The sequence below is a fragment of the Pseudomonas danubii genome (assembly GCF_042980055.1).
Lineage (GTDB): Bacteria > Pseudomonadota > Gammaproteobacteria > Pseudomonadales > Pseudomonadaceae > Aquipseudomonas > Aquipseudomonas danubii.
Window position 1 is genome coordinate 5426425 of the sequence record NZ_CP116502.1, and the last position, 10458, is coordinate 5436882.

Genomic DNA, 10458 nt, shown 5'->3' on the forward strand with positions numbered 1-10458 from the left:
GACTACAATAAAAAAATAGAACACTCAAACCCTTGTCACGCCTCGGCATTACAGCACTTAAAAACAATCCTTATCCTTCGCTCCTATTAATGGATCATGTATGAAGATTGAAATACTTAAACAAGCAGTTATGGATTCGCGAGACGGGATCACCATCTCCGACAACTGTATTGACGACAATCCGTTGATTTTTGTAAACCCTGCCTTTGAGCGAATGACCGGCTACTCATCCGAAGAAATTACCAACATCAACTGTCGATATCTACAAAGAAACGACAGAGATCAACCTGAACTGGAGCTTATTCACAACGCTGTAAAAAAAGGCGAGTACTGCCTTGTAACCTTGCGAAACTACCGCAAGGATGGAACCATGTTTTGGAATGAGTTAAGCATATCGCCAATCCATGATGAGAAAGGGACTGTCACTAACTTTATCGGCATCCAAAAAGATGTAACATCGCGAGTGATAATTCAGCAGCAACTTCGCGACGAGCATCAGTCTCTCGAGGAAATGAAAATACACTTCGAGCAACTGTCCATAAAAGACGGGCTCACGGGGATATACAATCGCCGTTTTTTTGATACGCAGTTCGAAATCCAATGGAAAATTGCCTGCCGCAATGGCGACTCATTGACGCTTGCCATGATTGATATTGATCACTTCAAATCCTTCAATGATATTTATGGGCATCAAGCGGGTGATGAAGCGCTCATACGCGTCGCTGACAGTTTGAATAAATCCTTTCAGCGTGGCTCTGACTTTGCAGCCAGGTATGGCGGCGAAGAATTTGTAATCCTGTCCAATGGCATGACCCAAGAGCAAGCCTCTCTGTACGTCAAAACACTATGCCAACGAGTTCGGGATCTAAAAATACCGCACTCCGCCTCCAGCACGGGATACTTAACCGTAAGCATCGGTTTTTCAGTTCATACATTCGGTCCGCTACACCCGTCTAACGTATTACTGGCTCAAGCCGATAAAGCGCTCTATGCAGCTAAAAAACGCGGCAGAGACCAATCATTTAGTCTCTAGGCTCTGTAGCAAAAACCGGCATTTGCATCACCCGCCTGTCGATAACCCATCGAAACGCCTGGACGCGCTTCCTTCATTTGTCCAGATTCAGTAGTTCCTGCATCCGTGAGCCAATGATTCCTCGCAACCACGCAGCATGAAACTCCATTTCTTCCAGAGAAGTACCCTCAGCCAATCGATATACGAACTCCTTGTCCCTCGGTCCCTGACACACGACACTCAAATGGCCATCGCGGTCATAACTGGCGAGCACGTAAGGGCAGATGCAAATAATGTCGCTAAATGGCACCTGCACTTCGGTGGGCTTGCGACCGCGACGGGTGACAGTGAGGGTCAGCAGTTGCTGGTTTTCGTCGAACGTGAAAGCCAGCACTCTAGGTGCAGAGAAGATCCACGCAAAGACCAGCCCCATGAGCACAACAGAACCACACAGGAACTGGATGAGCAACGACGTTGTGAGGCTAGACCCATCGCTGCTCGGTTCACCTGGCATCGCTTCGAAACCGAGAAGGAGCAGTATCGTCAGCACTAAACCCGGCAACAACCCAAGCACCACAAAACAGAAACCCAAAATGGCCGCACCCGTGCTTCCAATGGTCAGTAAGTCCGGGCCGCGATGCCAGATAGGTGAGTGGACGGCAGGGTTTTCAGTACTTGGCGCGGCTAGAGGCGTTGCGACAAGCTGAGGTGGGCTTTGACGATGCATCTAGCAGACTCCAGGTTTTGCAGCGCAGACGGTAACACTACAACCAGATGGCCAGGTCCAGGATCATCGGATTTTTTCACTGCGGTTATTGATCGATGCTCTCCCCAGAACCCAGCCCTTTCATATCCCATATGACCGCAGACACGCTATGAATAGCGTCATTCCTCTCTTCAAGGCTCGGGACGCAAGTAGTCAAATCAAGGACCGACTCAAGAAAGTTGTTGAGCACTGCCTTGCTGATAGCAAAATAGTATCTAGACTTCAGGGCGCTTCACCTGCATTGACTGGCAGTTCTAGTTAGGTTGTATGGAACAACATAACGACTGTAAGCATTGGATAGCAGTCAATAGCCAGATCAACTAAACCTCAATCTAAAAGGAATATAGAGATGGGTATTACCGTTACCAACAAATCATCGAAAAAGATTGAAGTCTCGATCAATAAATGGGGCAGCGACGGCGACACCACCTTCTTTGGAGTCGACAGCGGCAAGCAGGAAAGCTGGGACCGATCGGACGACCGTGGCTTTGTGTTGTCCCTGAAAAGAAACGGCACCCAGGCGCCTTACTATGTACAGGCCACGAGCAAGATCGAAGTTGATAGCAGCACCGTGAAAGACCACGGTGAGACTATTCACCCGGTTGCCTAAGGCACTAACAGCAGCCAAGGCTGCCGTCGGCGGCCTTGGCTCAACGTTGATAAGTTGCAACTCCCCTGAATAACCCTTTACTTGTCCGAGCCCACTTTCGGCCCTCAGTTCGACAGGTCGTGCTAATCATCAATCGCTAAGTGAACCTCGACGCGAAACAACCTGGCGCGACCATCCGGCGCCTGCCTTGCTGCGAAGCAAAAAAAACCGGCGAATAATCGCCGGTTTTCATCCCTCGCCGCTGCAGAGGCCTTGAGCGCCCCTGCCCGGCGACCGGATCAGTGCGGTGCGTTGAGGGTCAGGCGCATCTGGCGGTTCACATCCTTGTACAGCAGGTAGCGGAAGCGACCCGGGCCACCGGAGTAGCAGGCCTGCGGGCAGAACGCGCGCAGCCACATGAAGTCGCCGGCCTCGACCTCGACCCAATCCTGGTTCAAGCGATACACCGCCTTGCCTTCCAGAACATACAGGCCGTGCTCCATGACGTGGGTTTCGGCAAAGGGAATAACACCGCCCGGCTCGAAGTTGACGATGTTGACGTGCATGTCGTGACGCATGTCGCTCATGTCGACGAAACGGGTGGTGCTCCAGCGACCTTCGGTGTCAGGCATCACCCGCGGCTCGATGTCCTGCTCGTTGGTGACGAACGCGTCCGGGTAAGGCACGCCGTCGACTTTCTGGTAGTGCTTGCGGATCCAGTGGAAACGCGCTTCGGTGCCGCTGGTATTGCGCAGCTTCCAGTCGGCGGCCGGTGGGATAAAGGCATAGCCGCCGGGCTTGAGGACGTGCACCTGGCCTTGCAGGGTCAGGTTGACTTCGCCTTCGACGACAAACAGCACGGCTTCGGCGTTGGGGTCCTGCTCGGGCTTGTCGCTGCCGCCGTTGGCGCCCACTTCCACGATGTACTGGGAAAAGGTTTCGGCGAAACCCGACAGCGGACGGGCGATGACCCACATGCGCATGTTGTCCCAGTGCGGCAGGTGGCTGGTGACGATGTCACGCATCACGCCCTTGGGGATCACCGCATAGGCTTCGGTGAACATGGCGCGGTCGGTGAGCATTTCGGTCTGCGCCGGGTGCCCGCCGTGGGGTGCGTAATAAGTGGTTTTGGACATGGAGACTCTCCTCATTGTTGTTTTGCTGCCCCGCGCAGCAACGCCGCCGGGGTGAACAAATCTGCGGAGCGACGCGCCAGGCAATGCTGCGGATCGCTGCTGACCATCACGATATCCAGCGTCGCTTTCATGCACAAATTAAATACCGAACTACGGCGTATTCATTTATCGAATGCCAAGCGGATTCAGCCACGGGTGTCCTGGGCCAGCACCCGTGACAATACCCGCGCCAGCTCCTTGACCATGGGATCGGCCGCCGGACGGTGCAGCAGCGCCACCTCGAACACATCCACCGATGGCAGCCCGATGCTTTTGGGCAGCACCTCATGCCCCGCCGTCACCGCCCGCAGCGGCAGCAGGCCGATGCCCATGCCATCGGCAATGGCCGACTGCAGGCCACTGAGACTGGAGCTGGTGAAACTGATGTGCCAGCGCCGGCCGATGGTTTCCAGGGCATTGATCATTTCATCGCGATACACCCCGCGAGGCGGGAAGGTGACGATGGGCAACGGGTCGAGGTCGATGCAGGGGTTTTTCGCACTGTCCACCCAGCGGGTCTTCTCGGGCCAGCACGCCACGGCCTCACGGCTGTTGCGCAATTGCTTGAGCACCACCAGGTCCAGTTCGCCACGGTCATAACTGCCACTCAGGTCGCGGCTCATGCCGCTGGTGACTTCCAGCTTGACCTGGGGGTAGCGCCGGTTGAACGCCGCCAGTTGCTCTGTGGTGCGCCCCGCGGCGAAATCGTCCGGTACGCCGATACGCACCGTCAGCGCCACCGTGGCCCCGGACAGTGCCTCGAGCATCTCGTCGTTCAACGCCAGCAGCCGCCGGGCATAGCCCAGCAAGGTCTCACCAGCATCGGTGGGCAGCACGTCGCGGTTGCCGCGCTCCAGCAGCCGATGCCCGGCCATGTCTTCCAGGCGGCGAATCTTCTGGCTGACGGTGGACTGGGTCGAGTGCAGGCGACTGGCGGCCGTGGTGAAGCTGCCGCAATCGGCCACCGTGACCATGGCGCGCAGCAAGTCGAGGTCGAACAGGCGGCTATTGGGTTTCTCAATGTCGCTCATGCAGGTATCTGTTTTCTGAATGCGAGGGTTCTTTCTACCGGTTCTTGTCCCGGGAGACAAATCCATGCGACAGCAGTGGATATGCCATCATGCGCCACCACCGCTCACCCATCCGAGAAGGACATCAGGATGCAGTTCATCCCGCTAGTCGATGCCGATCCCGCCACTCAGGCCCATGTACGCACGCTGCGCAACCAGGAACAGGTGCGCAAGTACATGTACACCTCCCATGAAATCAGTGAGCAGGAACACCAGCGCTGGCTGAGTTCCTTGCAGGGCAATCCGGCCCAGGCAGTGTTTGTCGTCATGGACGAAGGCCAGGCCCTGGGCATCGTTTCGCTGAATGCCATCAATGCCCGACAGAAGACCGCCGACTGGGCGTTCTACCTGGACGCCAAGCAGCAAGGCAAGGGCCTGGGCAGCCTGATCGAGTTCTGGATGCTGGACTACGCCTTCACTGAAGCCGGTCTTGAAAAACTCAACTGCGAGGTACTGGCCAGCAACCCTGCGGTGATCAACATGCACCTGAAATTCGGTTTCCAACAGGAGGGGTTGCGGCGCCAAAACATTCTCAAGGATGGCCAACGCATGGACGTGGTCCTGCTGGGCATCACCAAAGCGGAGTGGCAGAGCAAACGCCCGACGCTTGAGCCCCTGATCGCCCGCCTCGGCAGATAAGCCGCCAAGGCGCCCGACGGTGCTTGCCACGTATCGGGCGCCCTGTCCTGGACAGGAGCAAGCGGCGGATCAGCCCTTGTTGCGGTTTTTCGCCCCGCCCTGGCGCGCCTTGAAGCGAGGGTTGGATTTGCAGATCACGTAGATCCGCCCGCGACGCTTGACGATCTGGCAGTCGCGGTGACGGTTCTTGGCTTCTTTGAGGGAGGACAGGACTTTCATGGGAGAGGCTCCTTGGGGTGATCTTAAAATGTAATAACATATCTTATTTACAAACAAGAATAATTATCAACACCAAATCACCTCCCCCCTCGAAAGAGGGTTCAGCTGGCGACCTAGAGCATTGGCTCTAAAGATCAGCGCAAAGCGGTCGTTATCTTTTATTCACCCCACTCAAGGATGCAGTGACATGGAAATAAACAACCGTCCCCTCCCGCCACTGACCGCCGGCGGCTCCCAGCCCGGCATCAAGCTGCCTGACTCGGGCAAGGTGCTGACCCCTCCGCCACTGACGGCGGAACAGAAAGAGGCGCTGGAAAAACTCAGAGACAAGGCCAAGGAACAGCCTCAGCCACCGGTCACGGTCACGGCGCCAAAAACCTCATTGATCGACGAAGTGGTCTGATCCGCGCTCCCCGGATGGCCACGGCCGTGCCTTGGCCACAGGCAAAAAACACCGGGCAGGTGACCAAACCTGCCCGGTGCCCGACGACCTGTCGTGTTGCTGCAATCGGCCTCAGCCCAGACTGTTGAGGCACACCACCTTGGGCTGGGTCATTTCCTCATAGGCGAAACGCACCCCCTCGCGGCCCAGGCTGCCGTACTTGAAGCCGCCAAACGGCATGGCATCGAAACGGTAATCGGACGAATCGTTGATCATCACCCCGCCCGCCTCGATCCGCCGCGCGGCGTCCATGGCGGTGCGCAGATCGTTGGTGAAGATCCCCGCATGCAGGCTGTATTCGGGCTGGTTGGCCAGTGCGATGGCCTGATCCAGATCGTCGAACGGCTGCAAGACCACCACTGGCGCAAAGACTTCGTCCTGCCACAGGCGACTGCCATGGTCGACATTCTCCAGCACCGTGGCGGCGTAGCAGGAACCCCGGCGCTGATGCCCGCAGAGCAGCCGCGCGCCCTGCTGTAGCGCTTCATCCACGACCTTCTGCGCGTTCTGTGCCGCCTGCAGGCTGATCATCGGCCCGATATCCGTGCTGTCGGCCAATGGGTCGCCACTGACCTGCTCCCGGGCCAGGCGCACAAAGGCCTCGCGAAACGCCTCATAGATCGAGGCCTGGACCAGCAGGCGCTGGGTGCCGATGCAGTTCTGCCCCGCCGCCCAGAACGCCCCCGACACGCAGCTCTGTACCGTGGCCTGCAGATCACAATCGGCCATGACGATCACCGGGGCATTGCCTCCTAGGTCCATGGCCAGCTTCTTCAGGCCGGCGCTGCGGGCGATCTGCTCACCGGTGACAAAGCCGCCGGTGAAGGAAATCATCCGCACCTCGCGCGCCGCCACCAGGGCCTTGCCCAACTCCGCGCCGCCGGTGGCCAGGGTCACCACCGAAGCCGGCAGCCCGGCATCGCGCAAGTAGTCCACCAGCTTGATCGCCGACAGCGGCGCCAACTCCGACGGTTTGAGAATCACCCCGTTGCCCCCGGCGATGGCCGGGCCCAGCTTGTGCGCCACCAGGTTCAGCGGATCGTTGTAAGGGGTGATCGCCAGAATCAGCCCCAGAGGTTCGCGAGAGAACCAGCCCTGGCGGTTTTCCGAGCCTTCATAGGCATCGAACGGCAGCACCTCGCCGGCATTGCGCTTGGCCTCTTCCGCCGACAGCTTGAGGGTATTGACGCAACGTTTGACCTCCTTCTGCGCCTGCTTCAGGGTCTTGCCCGCTTCGTCGACGATCAGCCGGGCAAAATGCTCGGCGTCGCGCTCGATGTTCAAGGCCGCCCGCTCCAGAATCCTCGCCCGCTGATAACGCGGCAGCGCAGCGCAGTCCTTTACGCCCTCGCGGGCCTGCTGCAACAGGTACGGTACGGCACCGGCCTCAAGGCGTGGCACCGCACCAATGACGCGGCCATCGAAAGGGCTGCAGACGTCAATCGAATCGGCGACCGGCGCCAGGCGTGACAGATTCATGGGCAGGCTCCTAGCGGCTCGAGCGCGACTGGTGGATGTGGATGATGTCCGAGAGCAAGGCAAAGGCGGTCTCGATACGCCCGGCGCCCGGCCCGGACACCGTCACCGCGCCCAGCAGTTCGGTGTTGAACGACACCGCGTTGATCGCCCCGGAAATACCCGCCAGCGGATGGGCCAGCGGCAACAACCGCGGCTCGACACTGGCCTGCAGCGAGCCATCGGCCAGGCGTTGGGCCGAACCGATCAGCTTCCAGCGCGCACCCTCGGCCCGAGCCTGCTCCAGGTCCGCCGCCGTCAGGCCGGAGATGCCCCGGCAGCTGACATCGCTGACGGTCAACTGTGCACCGAGCAGCTCGTTGGCCAGGATCACCACCTTCAAGCGCACATCAAAGCCTTCGACATCCGCCGTCGGATCAGCCTCGGCATACCCCAGTGCCTGAGCCTCGGCCACCGCCTCGGCAAAGCCCAGTCCGCCTTCCATGCGGGTCAGGACGAAATTCGAGGTGCCGTTGAGAATGCCCTCGAACCCCAGCAGCTCGCTGCCGGCCAGGGACTGCTGGGCCAGGCGGATCACCGGAGTGCCGCTCATCACCGCGCCTTCGTACTCGAACGCCGCCTGATTACGCTGGGCCAAAGCCTTGAGCTCGGCGCCGTGCAAGGCAATCGGCCCCTTGTTGGTGGTCACCACATGCTTGCCCTGCTCCAGGGCCCAGCGGCAGAAAGTCGTGGCCGGTTCGCCGTCCACCGGGTTGGTGAAAGTGGCCTCGGCAATGATGTCGGCGCCAGAGTCCTTGATCACCTGCTCGTTGAGCGCCTCCACCTGGCCGCCCGGCAGTTGCGCCAACGCGCCTTTGGTTGCCGGCAGCTTGCTCAGCAGACCGGCATCCAGCCCCTGGGGAGCAACGATGGAGCCGAGGAACAGATCGCTGATGCCGACGATTTTCAAACTGAAACCCAGCTGTTTTTTCCATGCCTGATTGCGCTCGGCAATCAATTGCGCCAGGGCCCGATTGACCCCGCCGAAGCCCACCAGGGCGATGTTGTATTCAGTCATTTTTGTTGTGTTCCATCCGGGTTGAGAAGCTGATGGACACAAGGTTAGGGGCCGGGGCCGGGCAGTGAAATATGCCGTTTTGCTGTATTTGCTGAGCATTTTGCCCACACCTGGAGCCAGGTGCGCGGGCATAGAAACATGGCGGGTTGCGCAGGGATGCCTTCGGGAGTGCCAGGTCCTGTATCCCTGGTCCGCCAACCTTGTGCAATCCGTCACCCTTCTCTGCTTGGCGGCAGAAGGTGATGGCTCTGATTGATACAGGAGTAAGCCCCATGAGGACTCTGAATCGATACATGCCGATTACCGGCCACGACTGCAACATTCCCTCGCTGCTGATCGATACCCAGGCCCCCATTGACGTCCTGCACGATGCAGCGGCTTACCGCATTCGCGCCGTGACTCAACTGCTGGAAAACTTCGCGATTTCTGATGACGCGCCCAAGGGCGCAGTGGTGCTTCAGGAACTGTCGCTGGTGTGCAGCATTTTGCTGCGCGATGGATGTGATTTGATGGATGTGGCAGGGCGACGGATGCAAGGGCAGCCATCCGCATAAGCAGACAGGGGCATTATAAATCCACCTCCTTTAGCCAACCGCTGCGGGCGCTCTGCCAGAGACGCCCGCACATTCAACTCCGGTCTTCCGCATTCGTGGCAGCCTTACCTCGATTTCTCTTAAGCTTCTTATCAGCACAGATCCCTAACAAATCACCAACAACCTCAGCTTAAATTCTGCTTCAATATCGCCGCCATATGCACACATCAACATTTTCAAGAAACCACCTACAACATCACTATCCTTCATTAGCTCGCTCACGCCGATCCTCCTCAGGGTTAGTCGACAACATCAACATCAAATCCATCACTATCGCCTTTCTCAAAGCCAAACTTTCTACTCCCGTCAGCTTGAAAAATTATAAACCTATCATTAACCACATCAGCTTTATGAAGGTAGTCACCTACAGCAACTTCAGCTTCAAAGTTCTCAGCAAGATATTTCGCAAACCCAGCCAGAACCTCGCCAACAACTTCAAAGCAGCAATAGAATATAGCCAAAGTCCTAAAACCCACATCATTATATTCCAGCCTGATTCCGATAGATTTCTCCTGCATAACTTCTGACAACTCCCAAAAAGCATCGACACTTAAAGCATTAAAATCCGAAAATTCAAAAAAATACGTAAGCGCAACCGAAATTTCTCTTATATTGATTTCTTTTCTGATCGAGACTTCAAATATTGAAATATTCATTTTTCGCTATTAAAAATAGCCTATTAGTTTTTGACGAGATACCTCATTCAACGCGGCATTTTCTATACAAAATCTAATAAAGCGCCAAAAGTTAAAGTAGTGCCACAGGAAATGTCACTGGTGTGCAGAATTCTGCTGCGCGGCGGGTATGATTTGATGGATTTTACAACAAGGTGAATACAGGAGCAGGTACTTCAGCAAGCAAAAATCGCGGCTTGAAAGTCGCGATTTTTCTCTCGTGCTCTTCGACGCTCAGTTCGCGACAAGATAGTTACTCTTGTTTTCAGAAGCAACCCCTCTTCCAGCCAGAACAGTATCATCAACATCAGTTTCTTTACACCAAATATCAGTCAAGAAAAATATTCACATCTAATATCAGAAAAACCAAAGCCACTCACAACCTCCTTAAGTCTAAAAACATACTCAGTAAAATCCGGCACAGTGCCAAAAACACAAATTCTATTTATTGAAATAGACAACGATATACAATCTCGACTAATTAAGAACTCCCCTCCAAACCTACCATCAAAAACCATAGCAATACCAATCCTCCCGAATGGCGAATGAGAGTCGAGAAATTCCTTTAAGTTGAAATGCTCAGCATACTCTTTCTGCCAATCATAAGAGTCAATATCTGATGACAACAAAAATAGAACATCCCCTTCAAAATCAAAACTCCACCCAGAATCAAGTAGTGCCATCACTATATCTTTTGGACTACAAGGCCGAGACAGACTTACATCTACAGATGCTTGGCTACCCAT

General features: G+C 56.1%; 13 protein-coding genes. 5 read left to right on the plus strand and 8 right to left on the minus strand.

The window, feature by feature from the left end; translation table 11 throughout:
- The first annotated feature begins 100 nt into the window (after positions 1-100).
- On the plus strand, positions 101-1033 hold the full coding sequence (locus PFZ56_RS24395; RefSeq protein ID WP_102881715.1) for a GGDEF domain-containing protein: 933 nt from the start codon (positions 101-103) through the stop codon (positions 1031-1033).
- Positions 1034-1106: 73 nt separating this feature from the next.
- On the opposite strand, the gene PFZ56_RS24400 is transcribed toward PFZ56_RS24395, so the two are convergent.
- Entirely contained in the window at positions 1107-1739 is a 633-nt protein-coding gene (locus PFZ56_RS24400; protein ID WP_262379677.1) for a hypothetical protein, read from the minus strand.
- Positions 1740-2127: 388 nt separating this feature from the next.
- Between PFZ56_RS24400 and PFZ56_RS24405 the strand changes: the two genes are divergently transcribed.
- The gene (locus tag PFZ56_RS24405) at positions 2128-2388 is read left to right on the plus strand and encodes a hypothetical protein (RefSeq protein ID WP_102881716.1); all 261 of its coding nucleotides are present in this window, start codon (positions 2128-2130) and stop codon (positions 2386-2388) included.
- Positions 2389-2666: 278 nt separating this feature from the next.
- Here the strand turns inward: PFZ56_RS24405 and PFZ56_RS24410 are convergent, their stop codons facing one another.
- Positions 2667-3503, minus strand: a complete 837-nt coding sequence (locus PFZ56_RS24410) for a bifunctional allantoicase/(S)-ureidoglycine aminohydrolase (protein ID WP_170003111.1) — start codon at positions 3501-3503, stop codon at positions 2667-2669.
- Positions 3504-3688: 185 nt separating this feature from the next.
- Positions 3689-4573 carry a LysR family transcriptional regulator gene (locus PFZ56_RS24415; RefSeq protein ID WP_102881718.1) on the minus strand — a complete coding sequence of 295 codons (885 nt, stop codon included), beginning with the start codon at positions 4571-4573 and terminating at the stop codon, positions 3689-3691.
- Between the two features lie 129 nt (positions 4574-4702).
- Here PFZ56_RS24415 and pseH point away from each other — a divergent pair, with 129 nt between their 5' ends.
- Complete coding sequence (pseH, locus tag PFZ56_RS24420) at positions 4703-5251, plus strand: UDP-4-amino-4,6-dideoxy-N-acetyl-beta-L-altrosamine N-acetyltransferase (RefSeq protein WP_110652786.1); 549 nt, start codon at positions 4703-4705, stop codon at positions 5249-5251.
- 69 nt (positions 5252-5320) lie between these two features.
- Here the strand turns inward: pseH and ykgO are convergent, their stop codons facing one another.
- Positions 5321-5470, minus strand: coding sequence for a type B 50S ribosomal protein L36 (ykgO, locus tag PFZ56_RS24425; RefSeq protein ID WP_011062095.1), 150 nt, complete (start codon positions 5468-5470; stop codon positions 5321-5323).
- Positions 5471-5657: 187 nt separating this feature from the next.
- Between ykgO and PFZ56_RS24430 the strand changes: the two genes are divergently transcribed.
- Positions 5658-5873, plus strand: a complete 216-nt coding sequence (locus PFZ56_RS24430; protein ID WP_060844058.1) for a hypothetical protein — start codon at positions 5658-5660, stop codon at positions 5871-5873.
- A 111-nt stretch (positions 5874-5984) separates the two neighbouring features.
- Here the strand turns inward: PFZ56_RS24430 and PFZ56_RS24435 are convergent, their stop codons facing one another.
- Both PFZ56_RS24435 and PFZ56_RS24440 read right to left on the minus strand, forming a co-directional pair.
- The gene (locus tag PFZ56_RS24435) at positions 5985-7391 is read right to left on the minus strand and encodes an aldehyde dehydrogenase family protein (RefSeq protein ID WP_110652787.1); all 1407 of its coding nucleotides are present in this window, start codon (positions 7389-7391) and stop codon (positions 5985-5987) included.
- 10 nt (positions 7392-7401) lie between these two features.
- Positions 7402-8445, minus strand: coding sequence for a homoserine dehydrogenase (locus PFZ56_RS24440; protein ID WP_170003109.1), 1044 nt, complete (start codon positions 8443-8445; stop codon positions 7402-7404).
- Positions 8446-8717: 272 nt separating this feature from the next.
- Here PFZ56_RS24440 and PFZ56_RS24445 point away from each other — a divergent pair, with 272 nt between their 5' ends.
- Positions 8718-8999, plus strand: a complete 282-nt coding sequence (locus PFZ56_RS24445; protein WP_170003107.1) for a hypothetical protein — start codon at positions 8718-8720, stop codon at positions 8997-8999.
- Between the two features lie 278 nt (positions 9000-9277).
- On the opposite strand, the gene PFZ56_RS24450 is transcribed toward PFZ56_RS24445, so the two are convergent.
- Positions 9278-9694: a hypothetical protein gene (locus PFZ56_RS24450; RefSeq protein WP_170003105.1), complete on the minus strand. Its 417-nt coding sequence runs from the start codon at positions 9692-9694 to the stop codon at positions 9278-9280.
- Between the two features lie 350 nt (positions 9695-10044).
- Entirely contained in the window at positions 10045-10458 is a 414-nt protein-coding gene (locus PFZ56_RS24455; protein ID WP_170003103.1) for a hypothetical protein, read from the minus strand.